20 protein-coding genes are annotated in these 23,080 nt (G+C 67.8%); 9 read left to right on the top strand and 11 right to left on the bottom strand.

Going from position 1 to position 23,080, the window contains the following annotated elements; genetic code table 11:
- Positions 1-2: 2 nt before the first annotated feature.
- The 7 genes from gyrA to dnaA all read right to left on the bottom strand — a co-directional run bounded on the left by gyrA (position 3) and on the right by dnaA (position 12,403).
- Positions 3-2,663 carry a DNA gyrase subunit A gene (gene gyrA / locus ACIBCM_RS13205; RefSeq protein ID WP_399242434.1) on the bottom strand — a complete coding sequence of 887 codons (2,661 nt, stop codon included), beginning with the start codon at positions 2,661-2,663 and terminating at the stop codon, positions 3-5.
- A 41-nt stretch (positions 2,664-2,704) separates the two neighbouring features.
- Positions 2,705-4,765 carry a DNA topoisomerase (ATP-hydrolyzing) subunit B gene (gyrB, locus tag ACIBCM_RS13200; protein ID WP_399242432.1) on the bottom strand — a complete coding sequence of 687 codons (2,061 nt, stop codon included), beginning with the start codon at positions 4,763-4,765 and terminating at the stop codon, positions 2,705-2,707.
- A gap of 875 nt (positions 4,766-5,640) precedes the next feature.
- Positions 5,641-6,219 carry a DUF721 domain-containing protein gene (locus ACIBCM_RS13195; RefSeq protein WP_399242700.1) on the bottom strand — a complete coding sequence of 193 codons (579 nt, stop codon included), beginning with the start codon at positions 6,217-6,219 and terminating at the stop codon, positions 5,641-5,643.
- A 14-nt stretch (positions 6,220-6,233) separates the two neighbouring features.
- A complete protein-coding gene (recF, locus tag ACIBCM_RS13190; RefSeq protein ID WP_399242429.1) occupies positions 6,234-7,385 on the bottom strand; it encodes a DNA replication/repair protein RecF in 1,152 nt (383 codons plus the stop codon).
- 33 nt (positions 7,386-7,418) lie between these two features.
- The gene (gene gnd / locus ACIBCM_RS13185; RefSeq protein WP_399242427.1) at positions 7,419-8,297 is read right to left on the bottom strand and encodes a phosphogluconate dehydrogenase (NAD(+)-dependent, decarboxylating); all 879 of its coding nucleotides are present in this window, start codon (positions 8,295-8,297) and stop codon (positions 7,419-7,421) included.
- A 130-nt stretch (positions 8,298-8,427) separates the two neighbouring features.
- Positions 8,428-9,558: a DNA polymerase III subunit beta gene (gene dnaN, locus ACIBCM_RS13180; RefSeq protein WP_399242425.1), complete on the bottom strand. Its 1,131-nt coding sequence runs from the start codon at positions 9,556-9,558 to the stop codon at positions 8,428-8,430.
- A gap of 1,048 nt (positions 9,559-10,606) precedes the next feature.
- Entirely contained in the window at positions 10,607-12,403 is a 1,797-nt protein-coding gene (gene dnaA, locus ACIBCM_RS13175; RefSeq protein ID WP_399242424.1) for a chromosomal replication initiator protein DnaA, read from the bottom strand.
- A gap of 371 nt (positions 12,404-12,774) precedes the next feature.
- Between dnaA and rpmH the strand changes: the two genes are divergently transcribed.
- From rpmH to ACIBCM_RS13130, 9 genes are all read left to right on the top strand, one after another.
- Positions 12,775-12,912 carry a 50S ribosomal protein L34 gene (gene rpmH, locus ACIBCM_RS13170; protein WP_003975051.1) on the top strand — a complete coding sequence of 46 codons (138 nt, stop codon included), beginning with the start codon at positions 12,775-12,777 and terminating at the stop codon, positions 12,910-12,912.
- Positions 12,913-12,930: 18 nt separating this feature from the next.
- A complete protein-coding gene (rnpA, locus tag ACIBCM_RS13165) occupies positions 12,931-13,302 on the top strand; it encodes a ribonuclease P protein component (protein WP_399242422.1) in 372 nt (123 codons plus the stop codon).
- Positions 13,299-13,655 (top strand): membrane protein insertion efficiency factor YidD, encoded by a 357-nt coding sequence (gene yidD, locus ACIBCM_RS13160; RefSeq protein ID WP_399242420.1) that lies wholly within the window; start codon positions 13,299-13,301, stop codon positions 13,653-13,655. The genes rnpA and yidD overlap by 4 nt, the downstream gene beginning before the upstream one ends.
- Before the next feature lie 3 nt (positions 13,656-13,658).
- Positions 13,659-14,927 carry a membrane protein insertase YidC gene (gene yidC, locus ACIBCM_RS13155; RefSeq protein WP_399242418.1) on the top strand — a complete coding sequence of 423 codons (1,269 nt, stop codon included), beginning with the start codon at positions 13,659-13,661 and terminating at the stop codon, positions 14,925-14,927.
- A gap of 18 nt (positions 14,928-14,945) precedes the next feature.
- On the top strand, positions 14,946-15,458 hold the full coding sequence (locus tag ACIBCM_RS13150; protein ID WP_389265999.1) for a protein jag: 513 nt from the start codon (positions 14,946-14,948) through the stop codon (positions 15,456-15,458).
- Between the two features lie 112 nt (positions 15,459-15,570).
- A complete protein-coding gene (gene rsmG / locus ACIBCM_RS13145) occupies positions 15,571-16,287 on the top strand; it encodes a 16S rRNA (guanine(527)-N(7))-methyltransferase RsmG (RefSeq protein WP_399242416.1) in 717 nt (238 codons plus the stop codon).
- A gap of 413 nt (positions 16,288-16,700) precedes the next feature.
- Positions 16,701-17,777 carry a ParA family protein gene (locus tag ACIBCM_RS13140; protein WP_399242414.1) on the top strand — a complete coding sequence of 359 codons (1,077 nt, stop codon included), beginning with the start codon at positions 16,701-16,703 and terminating at the stop codon, positions 17,775-17,777.
- Positions 17,774-18,871, top strand: a complete 1,098-nt coding sequence (locus ACIBCM_RS13135; protein WP_399242412.1) for a ParB/RepB/Spo0J family partition protein — start codon at positions 17,774-17,776, stop codon at positions 18,869-18,871. The genes ACIBCM_RS13140 and ACIBCM_RS13135 overlap by 4 nt, the downstream gene beginning before the upstream one ends.
- 307 nt (positions 18,872-19,178) lie before the next feature.
- The gene (locus ACIBCM_RS13130; protein WP_399242410.1) at positions 19,179-19,796 is read left to right on the top strand and encodes a GNAT family N-acetyltransferase; all 618 of its coding nucleotides are present in this window, start codon (positions 19,179-19,181) and stop codon (positions 19,794-19,796) included.
- A 75-nt stretch (positions 19,797-19,871) separates the two neighbouring features.
- On the opposite strand, the gene trxA is transcribed toward ACIBCM_RS13130, so the two are convergent.
- The 4 genes from trxA to sigM form a co-directional block, all read right to left on the bottom strand.
- The gene (trxA, locus tag ACIBCM_RS13125; protein ID WP_399242408.1) at positions 19,872-20,204 is read right to left on the bottom strand and encodes a thioredoxin; all 333 of its coding nucleotides are present in this window, start codon (positions 20,202-20,204) and stop codon (positions 19,872-19,874) included.
- Positions 20,205-20,245: 41 nt separating this feature from the next.
- The gene (trxB, locus tag ACIBCM_RS13120; protein ID WP_399242405.1) at positions 20,246-21,223 is read right to left on the bottom strand and encodes a thioredoxin-disulfide reductase; all 978 of its coding nucleotides are present in this window, start codon (positions 21,221-21,223) and stop codon (positions 20,246-20,248) included.
- A 124-nt stretch (positions 21,224-21,347) separates the two neighbouring features.
- Positions 21,348-22,250: an anti-sigma factor family protein gene (locus ACIBCM_RS13115; RefSeq protein ID WP_399242403.1), complete on the bottom strand. Its 903-nt coding sequence runs from the start codon at positions 22,248-22,250 to the stop codon at positions 21,348-21,350.
- Entirely contained in the window at positions 22,247-22,960 is a 714-nt protein-coding gene (gene sigM, locus ACIBCM_RS13110; RefSeq protein ID WP_399242401.1) for an RNA polymerase sigma factor SigM, read from the bottom strand. Before sigM ends, ACIBCM_RS13115 begins: the two co-directional genes overlap by 4 nt.
- Between the last annotated feature and the right edge of the window lie 120 nt (positions 22,961-23,080).

The raw sequence follows: 23,080 nt of genomic DNA, 5'->3' as shown, positions 1-23,080 counted from the left end.
CTTTACTCCTCGTGCTCCCCGGCCGAGGGCGCGGTGCCCTCGACTGCCGCCTCGGCCGTACCACCGCCGGCCTCGGTCATCTCTACGCCCTCTTCAGAGGTCTCGGCGACCTCTTCGGTTCCGTCACCGTCGGCGCCGGTCCCGTCGACTTCCTCGGCCTCCCGACCGGCCTCGGCGTTACGAGCGATACCGACCACGGCATCGCGCTTGCCCAGGTTGATCAGTTGGACACCCATGGTGTCACGGCCCGTCTCCCTGACTTCATTGACTCGCGTGCGAATCACACCACCGCCGAGGGTGATGGCGAGAATCTCGTCGGACTCCTCGACCACCAGGGCGCCCACGAGCGAGCCGCGGTCCTCCACGATCTTGGCGGCCTTGATTCCGAGGCCGCCGCGACCCTGGACGCGGTACTCGTCGACGGCGGTCCGCTTCGCGTATCCGCCGTCGGTAGCGGTGAAGACGAACGTACCGGGCCGGACCACATTCATCGACAGAAGTTCGTCTCCTTCGCGGAAACTCATCCCCTTGACACCCGAAGTGGCACGTCCCATCGGGCGAAGCGCCTCGTCCGTCGCGGTGAACCGGATCGACTGGGCCTTCTTGCTGATGAGCAGCAGATCGTCCTCGGCCGACACCAGTTCGGCGCCGATCAGCTCGTCGGCGACGCCGTCGCTGCCGCCGTCCGTCTCCCGGAGGTTGATCGCGATGACACCACCCGATCGGGGCGAGTCGTAGTCCTTCAGCGGTGTCTTCTTGACCAGGCCGCCCTTGGTGGCGAGAACGAGATACGGCGCGGCCTCGTAGTCGCGGATCGCGAGAATCTCGGCGATCTGCTCGTCCGGCTGGAAGGCGAGGAGATTGGCCACATGCTGCCCCCGGGCGTCCCGGCCCGCGTCCGGCAGCTCGTACGCCTTGGCACGGTAGACCCGGCCCTTGTTGGTGAAGAACAGCAGCCAGTGGTGGGTCGTGGAGACGAAGAAGTGGTCGACGATGTCGTCTTCCTTGAGCTTTGTGCCCCGTACGCCCTTGCCGCCGCGCTTCTGCGACCGGTAGTCGTCCGTCTTCGTCCGCTTCACATAGCCGCCACGCGTGATGGTGACGACGATGTCCTCCTCGGCGATCAGGTCCTCCATGGACATGTCGCCGTCGAAGGGCACCAGCATGGAGCGCCGGTCGTCGCCGAACTTCTCGACGATCACGGCCAGCTCTTCGCTGACGATCTGGCGCTGCTTCTCGGGGGAGGCGAGGATCGCGTTGTACTCGTTGATCTTCGCCTGGAGCTCATCGTGCTCCGCGACGATCTTCTGGCGCTCCAGAGCGGCCAGCCGGCGCAGCTGCATCTCCAGGATGGCGTTCGCCTGGATCTCGTCGATCACCAGCAGGTCCATCAGGCCCGCGCGCGCGATCTCGACGGTGTCGCTGCGCCGGATCAGCGCGATGACCTCGTCGATGGCGTCCAGCGCCTTGAGCAGACCGCGCAGGATGTGGGCCCGCTCCTCCGCCTTGCGGAGCCGGAACTTCGTCCGCCGGACGATGACCTCGATCTGGTGGTGCACCCAGTGGCGGATAAAGGCGTCCAGCGACAGCGTGCGCGGCACCCCGTCGACCAGGGCCAGCATGTTCGCGCCGAAGTTCGTCTGGAGGTCGGTGTGCTTGTACAGATTGTTCAGCACGACCTTGGCGACGGCGTCGCGCTTGAGCACGATGACCAGCCGCTGGCCGGTCCGGGACGACGTCTCGTCGCGTACGTCGGCGATCCCGCCGATCTTGCCGTCCTTCACCAGGTCGGCGATCTTCTGCGCGAGGTTGTCCGGGTTGACCTGGTACGGAAGCTCCGTGACCACCAGGCACTGACGGTTCTGGATCTCCTCGACCTCGACGACCGCGCGCATCGTGATGGAGCCGCGGCCGGTGCGGTACGCCTCCTCGATGCCCTTGCGTCCCACGACCAGGGCACCTGTCGGGAAGTCGGGGCCCTTGATCCGCTCGATCAGCGCGTCGAGCAGTTCCTCGTGGGTGGCCTCCGGGTGCTCCAGGGCCCACTGGGCGCCGGCCGCGACCTCGCGCAGATTGTGCGGCGGAATATTGGTCGCCATGCCGACCGCGATGCCCGCCGAGCCGTTGACCAGCAGATTCGGGAAGCGCGCCGGGAGGACCGTCGGCTCCTGGTTACGGCCGTCGTAGTTGTCCTGGAAGTCGACGGTCTCCTCGTCGATGTCCCGGAGCATCTCCATGGACAGCGGCGCCATCTTGCACTCGGTGTAGCGCATGGCGGCGGCCGGGTCATTGCCCGGGGAACCGAAGTTCCCGTTGGAGTCGACCAGCGGCATCCGCATCGACCAGGGCTGGGCGAGGCGCACCAGGGCGTCGTAGATCGAGGTGTCGCCGTGTGGGTGGTAGGTACCCATGACGTCGCCGACGACACGGGCGCACTTGTAGAAGCCCTTCTCGGGGCGGTAGCCGCCGTCGTACATCGCGTAGAGCACGCGCCGGTGGACGGGCTTGAGACCGTCCCGTACATCGGGCAGCGCGCGCGACACGATGACGGACATCGCGTAGTCGAGATAGGAGCGCTGCATCTCCGTTTCGAGCCCCACGGGCTCGATCCGCAGCACGGGCGCTTCTTCGGTCGTGGCAGGGGTGGGTGTCTCGTCGGCCATTGCTGGTCTTCGTTCCTTTCGTACGGTCAGCTGAGACCGACTCAGATGTCGAGGAAGCGGACGTCCTTGGCGTTGCGCTGGATGAACGAGCGCCTGGCTTCGACGTCCTCACCCATCAGCACCGAGAACAGGTCGTCCGCCTGCGCGGCGTCGTCCAGCGTGACCTGGCCGAGCACACGGTGCTCCTGGTCCATGGTGGTGACCCGCAGCTCCTCGGCGTTCATCTCGCCCAGCCCCTTGAAGCGCTGGATCGAGTCCTCCCGGATCCGCTTGCCCTGCTGCTTGCCCAGCTCGACGAGCGCGTCACGCTCACGGTCCGAGTACGCGTACTCGAAGTCGTCCCGGCCCCACTTGATCTTGTACAGCGGCGGGCGCGACAGGAACACATGACCGGCCTCGACCAGCGGCCGCATGAAGCGGAAGAGGAAGGTCAGCAGCAGGGTGTTGATGTGCTGGCCGTCGACATCGGCGTCCGCCATCAGAATGATCTTGTGATAGCGGAGCTTCTCGATGTCGAAGTCCTCGTGGACTCCGGTACCGAAGGCCGAGATCAGTGCCTGGACCTCGGTGTTCTGCAGGATCTTGTCGATCCGTGCCTTCTCGACGTTCAGGATCTTGCCGCGGATCGGCAGGATGGCCTGGTACATCGGGTTACGGCCGGACTTCGCCGAGCCGCCGGCGGAGTCACCCTCGACGATGAAGATCTCGCACTTGGTGGGGTCGTTCGACTGGCAGTCGCTCAGCTTGCCCGGCAGCGACGCTGACTCCAGCAGTCCCTTGCGGCGGGTCAGATCACGGGCCTTGCGGGCGGCGACACGGGCCGTCTGCGCCTGGATCGACTTGCGGACGATGTCCGCGGCCTCATTGGGATTGCGGTCGAACCAGTCGGTCAGGTGCTCGTGCGCGACCTTCTGGACGAAGGTCTTCGCCTCGGTGTTGCCCAGCTTGGTCTTGGTCTGTCCCTCGAACTGCGGCTCGCCCAGCTTGATCGAGATGATCGCCGTCAGACCCTCGCGGATATCCTCGCCCGAGAGATTGTCGTCCTTCTCGCGCAGCAGCTTCTTGTCGCGCGCGTACCGGTTGACGAGGCCCGTGAGCGCGGCGCGGAAGCCCTCCTCATGCGTACCCCCCTCATGCGTGTGGATGGTGTTCGCAAAGGAGTAAACGCCCTCGCTGTACTGAGAGTTCCACTGCATCGCGATCTCGACCGAGAGCATCCGCTCCTTGTCCTCGGCCTCGACGTCGATCACGGTCGGGTGGATCAGCTCACCCTTGCGGGAGTTCAGGTACTTGACGAAGTCGACGATGCCGCCCTCGTAGTAGTACGTGACCGTGCGGACCTGGTCCTCGGCCGGCTCCTCGGCGGTGTCGGCGCCCGCCGTGGCCTTCGCGGACTCCCGCTCGTCGGTCAGCGTCAGGGTCAGGCCCTTGTTGAGAAAGGCCATCTCCTGGAAGCGGCGCGAGAGCGTCTCGAACGAGTACTCGGTCGTCTCGAAGATGTCGCCGTCCGCCCAGAACGTCACCGACGTGCCGCTGTGCTCCGTCGCCTCGTGCTGCGCCAGGGGGGCGGTGGGGACGCCGAGCTTGTAGTCCTGCGTCCAGCGGTGTCCGTCCGTCTTGACCTCGACGGCGACCTTGGTCGAGAGCGCGTTCACGACGGAGACGCCGACCCCGTGCAGACCGCCGGAGACGGCGTAGCCTCCGCCGCCGAACTTGCCGCCGGCGTGCAGCACGGTGAGCACGACCTCGACGGCGGGCTTGTTCTCGGACGGAATGATGCCCACGGGGATGCCACGGCCGTTGTCGACGACCCGGACGCCGCCGTCGGCGAGGATCGTGACGTCGATGGTGTCCGCGTACCCGGCGAGCGCCTCGTCGACGGAGTTGTCGACGACCTCGTACACCAGGTGATGAAGCCCACGCTCACCGGTCGATCCGATGTACATGCCGGGCCGCTTGCGGACCGCGTCCAGCCCCTCGAGGACGGTGATGGCGCTGGCGTCGTACGAGGCGGCGGCCTCGCCGCTGTCGGCGGAGGTGGACGGGTTGTTCTCGTTGGGGTTGCCGGAATCGGCCACGAAGCGCCCTTTCTGGCACAGCACAAGCCGTTCTCCGGGCAAGCGGGAGCGGCTGCGTCGTTCGACATGTTCCGCAAGGTGGCGGGATTGTCCACCAGTCTACCGGTACCGCCGACATGAATGGGGGTTTGGCGGTAGCTGAGTCCGCATGTGCCGCCCTGAACACCGCCTGTCCGACTCCCCATATCCGGGAAGGGGCTCCAGGAGCCCCACACGGGCGTTGAGCGCTTCCGGCCTGTCAACCGTCGGCTACGGTGAGGAAGGCCCCGGGCGAGGGCCGCGCGGGGGTGCCCGCGCCGATGGCGGACGGCTCCGGGCACCCTGCGGCGGCCGGTTCCATCCCTTGCCGCGGCTGGAACCCGCCCCTGACGGACGCCCGGGGCGGCGTGCGTCCCGGCGGTGGTGGGGTGGACCCGTATGCCTCCCGGGCCCGGCCCCGGCGGAACTGGACGGGCGTGTGCCTCAGGGGCCACGAGGCACACGCCGGACCCGGTTCTGTCCGCGTTACGAGGGGCTCCCGACGACCGCGTAGGGGCCGGCGGCGTACGGGACAGCCGGTACCGGGTTCGGCGCGACCGTCCGGCAGCGGCCGGGCAGCCGCCCCAGCGCTCAGGGACGTTCCCGCGGTGGCCCGGTCCGCTACGGCCCGTGCCCGGCCCGCCCGCACACCGGGACCCGGCCCGGCACCGCAACGGGACCTGCCACCGGGCGCCGGGCGGTATTCGTCGTACATACGTCCTGGGGATCCGATGGACGGCGGTGTGTCCCGGCTCCGGGTCACCGGTGGCCGAGGGCCCGTGGCCCGGCGGCCACCCCTCACCGCCCGGCCGCCCCCTCACCACCAGGCCGGAACGCCGCCCGGCCGGGAGTCCGGCCGGCTGCCGGAAGCGGAGCCGCCGCTACCCGTAGGTGTCCCCGGGCCCCGTGCTGCCCGGTGCCCGCAGGGGACCGAAGCCCTTGCGGGGTGCGCTCGGTCCCTGGACCTTGAGGAGGCGGACCGTGCCCTGGCCCAGGTCCTCATTGAGGCGTGCCACCAGCCGGGGGGCCAGCAGCCTCAGCTGGGTGGCCCAGGCCGTGGAGTCGCACTGGACCGTCAGGACCCGCTCGTCCTCGTCGTACCTCTCCGGTACACAGTGATTCGCCAGGCCCTCGCCCACGATCTGCGGCCAGCGGCCCATGACCCCGCCGACCGCGGCCGGCGTCTCCCAGCCGCGCTCGGTGATCAGCCGGTTGATCGCCGCACCCAGCGGGAGCGGATCACGGCCGTCGGCACGGGCTCCGGAACGCAGCCCGCCGCCTCGGCGCGCCTGCCGCTTCTCCTGCGCGGCCGCGCCCCGCGCCCGCGCCTGCTCCTTGGCCGCGCGCAGCGCCACCCGCGCCAGATCGACCCCGGAAGCCTCGGGCACCGCGGGAGGCACAGCTGCCGCCGGAGGAAGGGACGCAGCCGGAGGAAGGGATGGATTCCGGTTCTCGGGCATCGGGAAAGCCTCGCTCATACCCGTGCCACCTCGCCGCCGGCCACGGTGAACCTCGCCCCCACCAGTGCCCCCGGCACATCGTCGTCGACGGCCGCCGTCACCAGGACCTGCTCGCCCGGAGCCACCATGTCCGCCAGCCGTTCCCGGCGCCGGGCGTCCAGCTCGGCGAATACGTCGTCCAGAACGAGGACGGGTTCATTTCCCTCCGCCCTCAGCAGATCGTACGAAGCCAAACGCAGCGCCAGCGCGTACGACCAGGACTCGCCATGGCTGGCGTAGCCCTTCGCGGGCAGCTGCCCCAGCTTGAGCACCAGCTCGTCCCGGTGCGGCCCGACCAGGGTCACGCCCCGCTCGATCTCCTGCTTGCGGGCCTCGCCCAGCGCGGTGAGCAGCCGTTCGTACAGCTCGTCCCGGCCGGGCGGCAGCCCGTGCTCCTCGCCCGCCGCACCGGCGGAGGAACGGTACTCCAGAGCGATCGGCCCGCCGCCCGGCGCCAGTGCCTCGTACGCCTTGTCGGTCAGCGGCTGCAGCACCCCGATCAGCTCGATGCGCTGAGCCAGCAGTTCCGCCCCGGCCCGCGCCAGATGCTGGTCCCACACATCCAGTGTGGAGAGATCCGCGCCCGAGGTCGCCGACGACTTTCCGTGCCGCCGTGCCAGCGCCGCCGACTTCAGCAGCGTGTTGCGCTGCTTGAGGACACGCTCGTAGTCCGAGCGCACGCCCGCCATACGCGGCGCACGCGCCGTGACCAGCTCGTCGAGAAAGCGCCGCCGGTCGCCCGGGTCACCCTTCACCAGCGCCAGGTCCTCGGGCGCGAACAGGACGGTACGGAGGATCCCCAGCACATCCCTCGGCCTGACCTGCGACGATCTGTTGATACGGGCCCGGTTCGCCTTCCCCGGGTTCAGCTCCAGCTCGATGAGCTGGGAGCGCTCGCCCTGGGTGACGGCCGCCCGGATCACCGCCCGGTCGGCTCCGGCCCGTACGAGCGGCGCGTCCGACGAGACCCGGTGGCTGGCGAGCGTCGCCAGATAGCCGACGGCCTCGACCAGATTGGTCTTGCCCTGACCGTTCGGCCCCACGAACGACGTGACGCCCGGATCGAGAGGGACCTCGACCCGGGCGTACGAGCGGAAGTCGGCCAACGACAGATGCGTGACGTGCATGGATCTGGGCCGACCTCCCCCGGCTCGGAGCCGTTACTTCTTGTTCTCCACCGCGTGCCCGCCGAACTGGTTGCGGAGCGCGGCGATCATCTTCATCTGCGGGGAGTCGTCCTGCCGGGAGGCGAACCGGGCGAACAGCGACGCGGTGATCGCGGGCAGCGGTACGGCGTTGTCGATGGCGGCTTCCACAGTCCACCGGCCCTCGCCGCTGTCCTGTGCGTAACCCCGCAGCTTCTCCAGGTGCTCGTCCTCGTCCAGGGCGTTGACCGCCAGGTCGAGCAGCCAGGAACGGATGACCGTGCCTTCCTGCCAGGAGCGGAAGACCTCGCGTACGTCGGTGACGGAGTTGACCTTCTCCAGCAGCTCCCAGCCCTCGGCGTACGCCTGCATCATCGCGTACTCGATGCCGTTGTGGACCATCTTGGCGAAGTGGCCGGCGCCGACCTTGCCCGCGTGCACGGAACCGAAGTCGCCCTCGGGCTTGAGCGCGTCGAAGACCGGCTGCACCTTGGCGACGTTCTCCGCCTCGCCGCCGTACATCAGCGCATAGCCGTTCTCCAGGCCCCAGACACCGCCGGAGACACCGCAGTCGACGAAGCCGATGCCCTTGATGCCCAGCTCGACGGCGTGCTTCTCGTCGTCCGTCCAGCGCGAGTTGCCGCCGTCCACGACGACATCGCCGGGGGAGAGCAGTTCGGCCAGTTCGTCGATGGTGGACTGGGTCGCGGCACCGGCGGGGACCATCACCCACACGACCCGCGGTCCGTGGAGACTGTCCACAAGCTCCTTGAGGCTGTGGACATCGGCCAGGTCAGGGTTGCGGTCGTAGCCGATGACGGTGTGGCCCGCGCGGCGGATGCGCTCGCGCATGTTGCCGCCCATTTTGCCGAGGCCGACGAGGCCGAGCTGCATCTCAGTGTCCTTAAGCTTGTCTGCCGATTCGTACCCGCGTCCGAGCCTACGCCGCGGGACCCGTTACGGCCCGGCGGCCCGCTCCCGCCGAGCGGCCCGCCGGGATCGTGACCACCGGGTCCGGGCGGGCTCAGCCGGAGAGCCGCACGGGCATGATCAGGTACTTGTACGCCTCGTCCGCCTCGGCGTCCACGGCCGGCTTACCGCTCAGCAGGGCCGGCTTGGTGGAGGTGGTGAACGACAGCTGGGCGACCGGGGAGTCGATCGCGCTCAGACCGTCGAGCAGGAACGTGGGGTTGAAGGCGATCGAGATGTCGTCGCCCTCCAGCTGTGCGTCGACGCGCTCCACAGCCTGTGCGTCGTCGCTGGAGCCGGCCTCCAGGATCAGTACGCCCTGCTCGAAGCTGAGCCGGACCGGAGTGTTCCGCTCGGCGACGAGGGCCACGCGCTTGACGGCCTCGACGAACGGCGCGGTCTCGATGACCGCCACCGAGTTGAACTCGGTCGGGAACAGCGTCCGGTACTTCGGCAGATCGCCTTCGAGAAGCCGGGTCGTGGTCCGCCGTCCGGCGCCCTCGAAACCGATGAGCCCCTCCCCGGCGCCTGAGCCGGAGAGCGCCAGTGTGACCGTGTCTCCGCTGGTCAGAGCCTTGGCGGTGTCCAGCAGGGTCTTGGCGGGCACCAGGGCCACGGCGGACGCGTCCGGGTTCTCCGGCTTCCACAGGAACTCACGGACCGCGAAGCGGTACCGGTCGGTGGAGGCCAGGGTGACGGTGTCGCCCTCGATCTCGATGCGCACGCCGGTCAGGACGGGAAGGGTGTCGTCGCGGCCCGCCGCGATGGCGACCTGGGCGGCGGCGGAGGCGAAGATCTCACCGGGCACGGTGCCGGTCGCGGTCGGCATCTGCGGCAGCGCCGGGTACTCCTCCACAGGCAGGGTGTGGAGGGTGAACCGCGAGGAGCCGCAGACCACGGTCGCCCGTACACCGTCTGTGGAAATCTCCACCGGCCGGTTGGGCAGAGCGCGGCAGATGTCGGCGAGCAGACGGCCGGAGACGAGCACGGTGCCGTCCTCGTCGACGTCCGCCTCCACCGAGACCTTCGCGGAGACCTCGTAGTCGAAGCTGGAGAAGCTGAGGGCGCCGTCCTCGGCCTTCAGCAGCAGACCGGCGAGCACGGGCGCCGGGGGACGTGCTGGAAGGCTCCTGGCCACCCAGGCCACCGCCTCCGCGAGTACATCGCGCTCCACCCGGATCTTCACCGGAACCGCCTCCTGCTGTCGCTGGCTCGCCCTGCTGGCCTGTGTCGTCGGCTGTGTCGCCGGGGACCAGTCTGACGTACGGCACCGACAGTAGGTGCGGCTCGGGGTCAAGTCGTGACAACCGGCGTGGCGGGCTCCGGGAGCGAGTTGTGCACAGGGCCCCCTTCGAAACCAATTCCCCGGTAACTCTGAGTGGGAGTAGTAGTAGGGCCTGTGGAAACCGTGGATAACGTCGTCCACGCAGGTCAGACCCACTTTTTTGTCCACCGTGCCTGTGGGCGGAACCGGTGGACAACCGGGTGCTTCTGTGGACACCGGAAAGTTCTGCACAACCGATGCACAGCCGAGGGGCAGTTCTCCCCAGGCCTGTCCCCAGCTTTACCCAGGTTCCCCACAGGCCAATCCGCCTCGTTGGTGTGACCGCTTTCACTCGACCCGGTGAGAGCCGGTGTTTTGTTGCCGAACAGTGGACAGCGGTGTGGAGAAGCTGTGGGAAACCGGGCTCTGCCTGTGGGGCACCGGTGGACAACGCAGGTCAGGGCCTGTGGACGAGTTCTGTGTCCACAGCCTGTGGATGACGGTTGGCCACAAATCCCCAACCGGTTGACCTGCTGTGATCATGTACGGGCGGCCCGGCCTGTGGATGGGATCTGGACAACTTTGCAGTCCCCAGGCTGTGGACGGAAGATTCTCCCCGGATCTGTGGAGAACCACCTCACCCGGGCCCGTAATCGAACACCGCCTCCCGGGCCGGGCTCCGGGCCGGGCGTCCACAGGACGTGGAAACGCCCCGGGGCACGGGGCTTCCGGGGCGTTCGGAGGGGTGCGCGGGACCCATGGAGGGCCGGGGGCAGAGCGGAGGACGGCGCGGTCGGAGCCCGGCGGATGGGACGGGACGGGACGGGCCGGGGCGCGGGCGTGGTGGGGAGAGGACGCGGGTCGGGGTGCGGCGGATCCCGGCGAGGGGCGGGCGGGATACGGCGGATCCCGGAGAGAACGGGTACAGAGAGATACGACAGATCCCCGGGTGCGCGGGCGTAAGGCCCCGCTAGCCGTTCTTGATGCGGTTGGTGAGCTCGGTGACCTGGTTGTAGATCGAGCGCCGCTCGGCCATCAGCGCACGGATCTTCCGGTCGGCGTGCATCACGGTCGTGTGGTCGCGCCCGCCGAACTGCGCACCGATCTTCGGCAGTGAGAGATCCGTCAGCTCCCGGCACAGATACATGGCGATCTGCCGGGCCGTGACGAGCACCCGGCTGCGCGAGGAGCCGCACAGGTCCTCGACCGTCAGCCCGAAGTAGTCCGCGGTCGCCGCCATGATCGCGCCCGCGGTGATCTCGGGGGCCGAGTCCTCGCCGCCGGGGATCAGGTCCTTCAGCACGATCTCGGTGAGCCCGAGATCCACCGGCTGCCGGTTGAGCGAGGCGAACGCCGTCACCCGGATCAGCGCGCCCTCCAGCTCACGGATGTTGCGCGAGATCCGCGAGGCGATGAACTCCAGCACCTCCGGCGGAGCGTTCAGCTGCTCCTGGACCGCCTTCTTGCGGAGGATCGCGATCCGGGTCTCCAGCTCGGGCGGCTGGACATCCGTGGTCAGCCCCCACTCGAACCGGTTGCGCAGCCGGTCCTCCAGCGTCATCAGCTGCTTGGGCGGCCGGTCGGAGGAGAGCACGATCTGCTTGTTGGCGTTGTGCAGCGTATTGAAGGTGTGGAAGAACTCCTCCTGCGTCGACTCCTTGCTCGCCAGGAACTGGATGTCGTCGACCAGCAGGATGTCCACATCGCGGTAGCGCTTGCGGAAGGTGTCGCCCTTGCCGTCCCGGATCGAGTTGATGAACTCGTTGGTGAACTCCTCGGAGCTGACGTACCGCACCCGGGTCCCCGGATACAGGCTGCGCGCGTAGTGCCCGATCGCGTGCAGCAGATGCGTCTTCCCGAGCCCGGACTCCCCGTAGATGAAGAGCGGGTTGTACGCCTTGGCCGGCGCCTCGGCGACCGCCACCGCGGCCGCGTGCGCGAAGCGGTTGGAGGCGCCGATGACGAAGGTGTCGAAGAGGTACTTGGGGTTGAGCCGGGCATGCGGCTCCCCGGGGCCCGGCGCGGGCGAGGGCTGGGCGCCCAGCGGCCCCGGCGCACCCGTGGGGCCACCGCGGTGCGGCGGCTGGGAGTCGGGTCGCTCGTGCCGCTCCGGCCGCTGGGGCTCATAGCCCTGGTGGTCGGGCGGCTGCGGCGAGCGGTAGTCGCGCTGGGGCTGGTGCGGCCGGGTGGTCGCGTACGGATCACGGTCCTGGAAGCCGCCGAGCCTCGGCTGCTGCCAGGACAGGTCCTCCTGGGTGCGCGGCCAGGCGCCCGGCTCGGGCCGCTGCTGCTGATACTCCGGGTACGCGGGACGGATCTCCGGCAGCCCGTCGTCGGCCGGCCGGTGCCCGTATCCGCTGTAGGGGGCGCTCTGCTGGTAGTGGTCCGCCCCCGGCTCGTCGTGTCCTCCGTGCCCCTGATGTCCTTGGTGGCCCTGATAGCGGGGAGGCCCCGGCTGCGGGGACGGCGGCTGCTGAGGGGCCGGGGGCTCTCCGGCCGAGTCGTCGACCGTGATCGCGATGCGGATCAGCCGTCCGCATTCCCGGCTGAGGGTTTCGCTGATCAGCGGGGCGAGCCGGCCTTCGAGGACGCGCTTTCCGTATTCATTGGGGACGGCCAGCAGCGCGGTGTCCGACACCAGCGCGAGCGGCTGGCAGCGCTCGACCCACTGTTTGTCCTTGGACTCGATTCCTTGCTGGCCGTCGGCGAGGAGCTGTTTCAGCACTCGTGGCCACACTGCGGCAAGATCGGCAGGTACGTCAGCCACAAGGCACGCTCTCTCGCAGGTCCCACGAATGTGTGGTTCTCGGGACGGTATGGGAAGGACAGTCAAGGACAGAAAGGAAAAGATTCGGAGTTCAGCCACGGTAGTCAGGGCGACCCGCACGGTTCAAGTTGTTGTCCACAGCCTGTGCACAGTGGCCGGTGCGAGGGGCTTGGTTTGACCGGATGGCGTAGCCGCGCGTACCGTAACCAGGTCGAGTTGTCGATGGCTGCTGCCGCCTGCCTCCGATGGGCAAAGATCACGATCCGTGATCGTGAAGCGGTGCACTCGGGCGAAACGCGAGCTACTCGTGGGCGCACGGTGACAGCCAGGCGATGTCCCGCCACCTACGAATCACTTTCTGGAGCCCCCGAGTGAGCAAGCGCACCTTCCAGCCGAACAACCGTCGTCGTGCGAAGACCCACGGTTTCCGTCTGCGCATGCGTACCCGCGCCGGCCGCGCGATTCTCGCGACGCGCCGGAGCAAGGGTCGCGCTCGCCTGTCCGCCTGATCGCGTACAGGTCATGACGTGCTGCCTACCGAGAATCGGCTGAGGCGGCGCGAGGACTTCGCGACCGCGGTACGACGAGGGCGCCGGGCAGGCCGTCCGACCCTCGTCGTCCATCTGCACAGCGGTTCACCGGACCCGCACGCGCCTGGGGAGAGCGCTCCCCCGACGTGTGCGGGTTTCGTCGTGAGCAAAGCCGTGGGTGGTGCGGTCGTACGCAACCAGGTCAAGCGCAGACTGCGGCACCTCATACGCGATCGGCTCCCCGAGCTGCCCCCCGGTAGCCTGGTTGTCGTACGGGCGCTGCCCGGCGCGGGCGACGCCGACCAAGCACAGCTGGCCCGAGACCTGGACGCCGCCCTCCAGCGGCTTCTGGGAGGGGGCGCGCGATGAAGTACCCGCTGCTGGCTCTGATCAAGCTGTATCAGTGGACGATCAGCCCTCTGCTGGGGCCCGTCTGCCGGTACTACCCGTCGTGTTCCCACTACGGATACACGGCCATCGACCGGCACGGTGCGGTGAAAGGCACAGTGCTCACCGCCTGGCGGATTCTGCGGTGCAACCCGTGGTCCCCGGGCGGAGTGGACCATGTGCCGCCCCGCAAGCGTCCGCGGTGGCACGAGATGCTGCGTGACGCCGTGCGTGGCAAGAAGGGCGGGCACTGCGCAGATGTGCCTTCCCGGGGGCCGGCCTCCGAGCCCCCGAGTCCGGCCGCAGAGACCTCGCCCAATGCTCAAGGAGCCTGATTAGTGGACACGATTGCCAGTCTCTTCAGTTTTATCACCACGCCTGTTTCATGGATCATCGTCCAGTTCCACAAGCTCTACGGGGCGATGTTCGGCCCTGACACGGGCTGGGCCTGGGGACTGTCCATCGTGTCGCTGGTGGTTCTCATCCGTATCTGTCTGATTCCGCTTTTTGTGAAGCAGATCAAGTCGATGCGGAACATGCAGGCGCTCCAGCCGAAGATGAAGGCGATCCAGGAGCGCTACAAGAGCGACAAGCAGCGTCAGTCCGAAGAGATGATGAAGCTGTACAAGGAGACGGGCACCAATCCGCTCTCCTCGTGCCTTCCGATTCTGGCGCAGTCGCCGTTCTTCTTCGCGCTGTACTACGTGCTCTCCAACATCGCCTCGGGCAACACGGTCGGTGTGATCAACGAGCAGCTGCTCGCCAGCGCCCGGCAGGCCCATATCTTCGGTGCGCCGCTCGCGTCGAAGTTCACGGACAGCGCGAGCAAGGTCTCCGCCCTCGACGCCTCGCTGACCGATGTGCGCATCGTCACCGCCATCATGATCATTCTGATGTCGGCGTCGCAGTTCTACACCCAGCGCCAGCTGATGCAGAAGAACGTCGACCTGACGGTGAAGACGCCGTACATGCAGCAGCAGAAGATGCTGATGTACATCTTCCCGGTCATCTTCGCCGTGATGGGCATCAACTTCCCCGTCGGTGTCCTCGTCTACTGGCTGACCACCAACCTGTGGACCATGGGCCAGCAGATGTATGTGATCAACCAGAACCCGACCCCCGGCAGCAAGGCCCAGGACCAGTACCTGAACCGGCTGCTGAAGAGCGCCACCGCCCACGGTGAGGTCCGCTCGCGGCGGAAGCGCAAGATCGTCCAGACCATCGTCGCCAAGGGCCCGGACCGCAACGACAACGAGCGCCGTTTCATCACCGGACTGTCGAAGGCCGGATACGCCGCCCAGGCGGACGGCACCGTGGCCAAGGCCGACACGGCGGTCCTGGAGGCCGAGGGCGGCGCCCCGCAGCGGCGCCAGCAGCCCAAGCGGCAGACCAAGGCGAAGCGGCAGTCCGGCACCACCCACCAGGGCGGGACCAAGGCGGGCGGCTCGGAGGGGTCCGAGACCAAGCCGTCCCTTGAGAAGAACGCCCCTGAGGACGCCAAGCCCAAGCAGGCCGGGAGGGCGTCCTCGGGATCCGCGCGACAGCAGCCCAAGTCCGGACAGCGCAAGGGCCAGCAGCGCCCCAAGCACCCGTCGTCCAAGAAGTAAGCAAGAAGGAGTCCATCCGTGACGGAAGGCACCATCCCCGCTGCCGCCGAGGGAAGCGACACCCTGACCCGCCTTGAGCAGGAGGGGGAGATCGCCGCCGACTACCTTGAGGGTCTGCTCGACATCGCCGATCTCGACGGCGACATCGACATGGACGTCGAGGCCGACCGGGCCGCGGTTTCGATCATCAGCGACGCGAACAGCCGGGATCTCCAGAAGCTCGTCGGGCGTGATGGTGAGGTCCTGGAGGCTCTGCAGGAGCTGACCCGGCTGGCCGTCCACCGGGAGACCGGTGACCGCAGCCGGCTGATGCTGGATATCGCGGGATTCCGGGCCCGCAAGCGCACCGAGCTCGCCGAACTGGGAGCCAAGGCCGCCGACGAGGTGAAGAACAGCGGCGAGCCCGTGAAGCTCAAGCCGATGACGCCCTTCGAGCGCAAGGTCGTGCACGACGCGGTCGCCGCGGCCGGGCTGCGCAGTGAGTCCGAGGGCGAGGAGCCGCAGCGCTTCGTCGTCGTGCTCCCCGCCTGACCCTCATCGTTTTCTCGGCCCCGTCTGTTTCGCAGGCGGGGCCGATCTTTGTCAGCCTGATAGTCAGCCACCACAGTCCGCAGTGCGACAGCGGTACGGAAGGACGGTCCCCGTGACGGAGGCAGCGGAGCTTCCCCAGGCTCCCGAAGCGGCGCAGAGGGTTTTCGGAGAGTTCTTTCCCGAGGCCGTGCGGTATGGGGAGCTGCTCGCCGATGCGGGAGTCAAGCGCGGGCTGATCGGTCCTCGCGAGGTGCCGCGCCTGTGGGAACGCCATCTGCTGAACTGCGCCGTGCTCTCGGAAGTGGTGCCCGAGGGGGTCACGGTCTGCGATGTGGGCTCGGGCGCCGGTCTCCCTGGTATCCCGCTGGCGCTCGTACGCCCGGATCTGAGAATCACGCTTCTGGAACCTCTGCTGCGGCGGACGAACTTTCTCCAGGAGGTCGTCGAGCTTCTCGGCCTGGACCATGTGACCGTCGTCCGGGGCCGCGCCGAGGAGGTCCTCGGCACCCTGCCTCCCGTCCATGTGGTGACGGCGCGTGCCGTGGCTCCGCTGGACCGGCTGGCGGGCTGGGGTGTGCCGCTGCTGCGGCCGTACGGGGAGATGCTGGCGCTCAAAGGCGATACCGCCGAGGAGGAGCTCCGGGGTGCCCGGGCGGCCCTGAGCAAGCTCGGTGTGGTGGGGACCTCGGTCCTGCATGTCGGTGAGGGGCTGGTCGATCCGCTCTCCACAGTGGTACGGGTCGAGGTGGGGGAGAGTCCTGGCGGCGTGCGCTTCGCGGCGAAGCGCGCCAAAGCCGCCCGCACGAGCCGCACCCGCCGGCGTCGCTGACCCGGGGCTGTCGCTCAGGTGCCCGCGGTTGTGCTTGAGCCGGTTTGTGGCTGACGGGTGTGCGCTGACAACGGGGCGCGTTCCCGAGGGCGGTAGCGCAGGACGGGTAACACAGAGTCAGTCGGTCCCGAGTTCCATGGAGATGGCCCGGAACCTCGGGAAGTGGTCTTGGGAAGAAGCTCCCCGCGAGATTCGATACGTACGCATTTCGGAGTGTCGTCCGGATCTCGTTCTGGTGCCCAGGCATCGTGTTTCACGTGAAACGTCGCTCACTGCTGCAAGGGATCATCAGCCGCGGGCGTGCTGCCGCCCCGATTCGGACCCGGAAGCCCCTCCCAGGGGTGACGAAGTTGTTCAGGGAGATGGATTCGTCCACAGAAGCACGGGCCTCGCTGGTTCATGACCCCGAAAGCATGGCAGGCTCTGTTCATCGCGAGCCTGAAGTCGAGGAGAGTGAATCCTTGCGGTCCGACGCCAACATCGCGGGACCGATGACCGATCCGGTCCCCGGTCCCCGTACCGAATCGGCGGGAGAGGATGTTTCACGTGAAACACCGCCCCCGATGGACGACACCCCCATTGGTCGAGCTGCCCAGCTCGCCGTGGAGGCGCTGGGGCGTGCCGGTGAGGGTCTTCCCCGACCTGAACAGACACGCGTCATGGTCATCGCCAACCAGAAGGGCGGTGTAGGGAAGACCACCACCACGGTCAACCTTGCTGCTTCCCTCGCGCTGCATGGCGCGCGGGTACTGGTTGTGGATCTGGATCCACAGGGCAATGCTTCCACGGCACTGGGAATCGACCACCACGCCGAAGTCCCCTCGATCTATGACGTCCTGGTGGAGAGCAAGCCGCTCTCCGAAGTGGTCCAGCCGGTCCCGGACGTCGAAGGACTCTTCTGCGCCCCCGCCACCATCGATCTCGCCGGTGCGGAGATCGAGTTGGTGTCGCTGGTGGCGCGGGAGAGCAGACTTCAGCGGGCGATCCAGGCATATGAGCAGCCCCTGGACTACATCCTGATCGACTGTCCGCCCTCGCTCGGTCTGCTGACCGTCAACGCGCTTGTCGCCGGCGCGGAGGTGCTCATCCCCATTCAGTGTGAGTACTACGCGCTGGAGGGCCTGGGCCAGTTGCTGAGGAATGTGGACCTGGTGAGGGGGCATCTCAACCCGACGCTGCATGTGTCCACGATCCTTCTCACCATGTACGACGGCCGTACCCGGCTTGCTTCCCAGGTCGCCGACGAGGTCCGCAGCCACTTCGGGGAAGAGGTCCTGCGGACGAGTATTCCCCGGTCGGTACGCATCTCGGAGGCTCCGAGCTATGGGCAGACGGTATTGACCTACGACCCCGGTTCCAGTGGGTCCCTGTCGTACCTTGAGGCGGCTCGCGAGATCGCGATGCGCGGGGTCGGCGTCCGCTATGACCCGCAGCACGCCCATCTGGGCGCCCAGAACAACCAGCAGAACATCTCGGAGGGGATCCAGTGAGTGAGCGACGTAGAGGGTTGGGGCGGGGACTCGGTGCCCTGATCCCTGCCGCTCCCCAGGAGAAGCAGGCACCGCCCAGCGGCGCCCCCGGCTCTTCGGGGGTGTTCCCGGTACTGACGGCGGAGCGGGGTGTTGCGGCCGCCAAGGTGGCCACCTTGCCCTCGGCGGCCACGGCCCCCGATATGGCGATGTCCTCGCCGGAGCCGGGGGGCGCACCGCAGCTGGTGGAGCCCTCCGGAGCACATTTCGCCGAAGTGCCGGTGGATGCGATCAAGCCGAACCCACGGCAGCCTCGTGAGGTCTTCGACGAGGACGCGCTGGCCGAGCTGGTCACCTCCATCAAGGAGGTCGGGCTCCTCCAGCCGGTCGTCGTCCGGCAGTCGGGGCCCGAGGGGTATGAGCTCATCATGGGTGAGCGCCGCTGGAGGGCCTGCCGTGAAGCAGGGCTGGAGCGGATTCCCGCGATCGTCCGGCACACGGAGGACGAGAAGCTCCTGCTGGACGCGCTGCTGGAGAACCTCCACCGCGCTCAGCTGAACCCGCTGGAAGAGGCCGCCGCCTACGACCAGTTGCTCCGGGACTTCAACTGCACACATGACCAGCTGGCCGACCGTATCGGACGCTCACGCCCCCAGGTCTCCAATACGCTGCGGTTGCTCCGGCTGTCTCCTTCCGTTCAGCGGAGGGTGGCGGCCGGTGTGCTCTCCGCGGGCCATGCCCGGGCACTGCTCTCGGTGGAGGACCCCGAGGAACAGAACCGCCTTGCGCACAGGATCGTCGCCGAGGGGCTCTCGGTGCGTGCGGTCGAGGAGATCGTCACACTGCTCAACTCCAGCCAGACGAGCACAGCCAAGCCGAAGGGTCCCCGGGCCGGTGCCCGGCTCTCGCCCGCACTCTCCGACCTGGCCACCCGTCTTTCGGACCGCTTTGAGACACGGGTGAAGGTCGACCTCGGGCAGAAGAAGGGCAAGATCGTCGTCGAGTTCGCCTCGATAGAGGATCTGGAGCGCATCCTCGGCACACTCGCGCCGGGCGAGGGCCGAGTCCTGGAGCATGGGCTCACCGACGATGCCCAGCAGGACGACGAAGGCTGAAGACCCTTTCGCCAGTCCACAGGGCGGGCCGTGTCTTGGTGACTCACCGGGACACGGCCCGCCCTGTGTGCTGTGGCGGTACCCGCGTCAACAGCGGGTCGATACGATGCGATCTGGTATGGGCGCATCCACCGTGATCACCTCGGAGGAAGGCGAGAGCCATGCGAACGGTCAGCCGCAGTCGGCTGGTGACAGCGGGACTGGGCCTGGGGGCACTGTCCGGCTTCATCAGCAGTCTGCTCCATGAGCGGAGCGTCCTGGCAGCCGCTCGTAGTGCGGCCGGGAAAGGAAGCGAGGAACAGCCTTCATGGGGCGTCGGCTTGCACCCCTCACGCTGGACAACCTTTCGGACCTTCCCCAGCGCTGCCGTGCGTGTGTCTTCTGGGAACTTGATCCGGTCAGCGGGGAAGCGGCGGTAAAGGCCGCAAGGCCGGAGCTGGAGAAGGAGGCATGGATCTCCGCGGTACTGCTGGAGTGGGGTTCATGCGGCCGGATCGTCTATGTCGATGATGTACCGGTCGGCTTCGTCCTCTACGCGCCTCCGGCGTATGTGCCACGCTCGCTGGCGTTCCCGACCAGCCCTGTCTCGGCGGATGCGGTGCAGCTGATGACCGCCTGGATCGACCCGGAGTATCAGGGGCAAGGGCTCGGCAGAGTCATGGTGCAGACCGTGGCGAAGGATGTACTGCGTCGAGGCTTCCGCGCCATCGAGGCCTTTGGCGACGCACGCTGGAAGGCGCCCGCCTGTGTGTTGCCAGCCGAACATCTGACGGCCGTCGGCTTCAAAACCGTGCGTCCGCACCCGACCCATCCACGGCTGCGACTGGAACTGCGGACCACGCTCTCCTGGAAGGAAGATGTGGAGCTGGCCCTGGACCGGCTTCTGGGGGCTGTGCAGAAGGAGCCGGTTCTCCGTCCGCTCTGACCCTCTCGACAAGGAAGTGGGCTCATCCCCCGGGGAATGAGCCCACATCCATGTTTCACGTGAAACAGCGCTGTTCTACTCGCCGATGAAGTTCTCCAGGTCGCGCACGATGGCGGCCTTGGGCTTGGCTCCGACGATGGTCTTGGCGACCTCGCCGTTCTGGTAGACGTTCAGCGTGGGGATCGACATGACGCCGTACTTGGCTGCGGTGGCGGGGTTCTCGTCGATGTTGAGCTTGACGACCTCGATCTTGTCACCGTGCTCGGCCGCGATGGCTTCCAGGGACGGCGCGATCTGACGGCACGGTCCGCACCAGGCGGCCCAGAAGTCCACCAGTACGGGCTTGTCGCTCTTGAGGACCGCCTCCTCGAAGGTGTCGTCGGTAACGTTCTTCAGCGCGCCGGCCACGGCGGCCTCCTTTTCATCGTGGGTGAAGGGTCGGTGCGGAATCAGACCGCAGGGGCCGGCTCCGCCGGCTGGACCGCGTTCTCGCCGTCCTGGAGGGCGGCGAGGTGGCGCTCGGCATCGAGAGCAGCCGAGCAGCCGGTGCCGGCGGCCGTGATGGCCTGGCGGTAGGTATGATCGACGACATCACCTGCGGCAAAGACCCCGACGAGGTTCGTACGGGTGGAGGGAGCCGCCACCTGGAGGTAGCCCTCGTCGTCCAGATCGAGTTGGCCCTTGAACAACTCGGTCCGGGGGTCGTGACCAACGGCGATGAACAGACCCGTGACCGCGAGGTGAGAGGTCTCACCGGTCTTGGTGTTGCGCAGGGTCAGTCCGGAGAGCTTCTGCTCACCGTGGATCTCGGCGACCTCGCTGTCCCAGGCGAAGGAGATCTTCGGATCGGCGAAGGCGCGATCCTGCATGGCCTTGGAGGCACGCAGGGTGTCACGACGGTGGATGATCGTCACCGAGCGCGCGAACCGGGAGAGGAAGGTCGCTTCCTCCATCGCCGTATCGCCGCCACCGACCACGGCGATGTCCTGGTCCTTGAAGAAGAAGCCGTCACAGGTCGCGCACCAGGACACCCCGCGCCCGGACAGGGCGTCCTCGTTCGGCAGGCCCAGCTTGCGATGCTGGGAGCCGGTGGTCACGATCACGGTCTTGGCCCGGTGCACCGTGCCCGCTGTGTCCGTGACGGTCTTGATGTCACCGCTCAGATCGACGGCCACGACATCGTCCGGGACCAGCTCCGCGCCGAAGCGCTCCGCCTGCGCCCGCATATTGTCCATCAGGTCCGGGCCCATGATCCCGTCCCGGAAGCCGGGGAAGTTCTCCACATCGGTGGTGTTCATGAGCGCGCCACCTGCGGTCACAGCACCCTCGAACACCAGCGGCTTCAGGGCAGCACGTGCCGTGTACAGCGCCGCCGTGTAGCCGGCCGGCCCGGAACCGATGATGATCACGTTACGGACGTCGCTCACGGGTTTCTTCCTCGTCTCTGCAGACTGTCTGCTGACTGCCGGGCCGGTCAATGACTCTCACCCCACCCAACGGATCCTAAGGGGCTCGCATTCCCGAGCCCGCCGCGCAGCGCGGTCGGATATGTCAGCCGAGAGGGAAGGAGTCGGTCAGCAGGACCTTCCCGGGGGACGAGGGCGTTTCGCTTACGCAGGCGGCATCGATGACAAAGGCATGGACGCGCTGGAGATCCGTGAGGTCGGGGAGGACGAGGAGATAGGCGTCGATGCCCTGGTACACGCCCTGCTCCACCGCGATCGGTGCGTCGGTTCGTTCCGTGCCCAGTTGTACACAGGCAGGTACTGAAGGCGACCTTGCGACTCTTGGCTCCGCAGACGCGATGGAGGGTGTCCTCTCCTGGGGGGTCCTTCCCCTGTTGCTCTTGGTCTCCCCCTGGGGTGGCGTGGTGGAGACGAGCGCCTTGACCCGGCTCCTGAGGGTGGACGCGGAGTAGTGGCCCTCGTCCCCTGCTGAGGACGTCGTGGCGACGTCCTGGGCAGACGTCCGGTTGTCTCCGCCGGACTGGGACTGAACCACCAGCACGCTCAATCCGACCGCCGCCACCCCGAAGATCGCCCCCAGCACAGTGGTGCGACGGCGGCGTCCGCGGTGACCGCGACCCGGTCCCGTCGTACCACGGGCATGTCCAGCGGGGCGGTCGCCAGGCTTGGTCTCGCTCTGCTGAGCAGTGGGCGATGTTTCACGTGAAACATGAGCGCTGGGGTCGGGCGCGGCGGAGTCCAGGGGAGCCTCGGTGGCCAAGGCCGCATCGATACGGCTCACGACATCCTCGGGCATCTCCGGGACACCTGGGAGGGCGCCGAGAAGTCCACGGATCTCTTCGAGGGAGGCACGGACATCGGCGCACGGCTCACAGCCGTCCAGATGCTGCCCCACCTCGGCACTCTGGGCGGGGGAGAGAAGCCCTTCCGTGAGGTCGGAGATCTCCGAGACGTCCGGGTGCCGAGTCATGTCGGCCGTGGGTGTCACGTGCGTCCACCTCCGCCCTTCGCAGCAGCAGGATCATGCGGCCCTGCGTCCTCGTGCCTCGACCCCGGTGGGACGGATGTCCCCGGCGTCCGGTTCCTTCCTGTGCCAAGTCCGCCGTCTTCCCCGGCGTCACCGCGCAGATGGGTGAGCAGGGGCAGCAGCCGGGCTCTCCCCCGGGCACAACGGCTCTTGACCGTCCCGGTCGGCACATCGAGCACACTGGCGGCCTCGGCGACCGAGTAGCCCTGCATATCCACCAGGACCAGAGCCGCCCGCTGATCGACGGGGAGCTTGGCCAGTGCTGCCAGTAGTTCCCGGTGCAGATCCCGGCGCTCGGCCGGGGCCTCGGCGGACTCATGGGGTTCGAGGAGCTGCTCCAGACGCTCGGTGTCGTCCACGGGTGATGTCTTGCGCGATGCGGCCTTGCGGGCGCGATCAAGGCAGGCGTTCACCGTGATGCGGTGGAGCCAGGTGGTCACGGCGGACTGGCCACGGAAGGTGTGGGCGGCCCGGAAAGCGGATACCAGAGCATCCTGGACCGCATCGGCGGCCTCTTCGCGGTCCCCCAGGGTGCGCAGTGCGACGGCCCAGAGCCGGTCACGGTGCCGGCGTACGAGTTCTCCGAAGGCATCGGGTTCGCCCGCCACATGGCGGGCCAGAAGTTCCGCGTCACTGGGTGTGTTGGACGCCCCCGTCGTCACGGCCTCCACCCTCTGTTCTGTCCCACCCCGCCCGTGCCCTGCGTTGCCTGCCGCCGGATCCGTCCCGCCGACGGCTCAGTGCGGGGCTTCCGAGCGAATCCTGTCGTCGGTCGATTCGGCTGCGGCTCG

Source organism: Streptomyces sp. NPDC051018, assembly GCF_044456085.1.
Lineage (GTDB): Bacteria > Actinomycetota > Actinomycetes > Streptomycetales > Streptomycetaceae > Streptomyces.
Note: the sequence above shows the minus strand (reverse complement) of the source record. Positions and strands in the feature narration are given on the sequence as shown.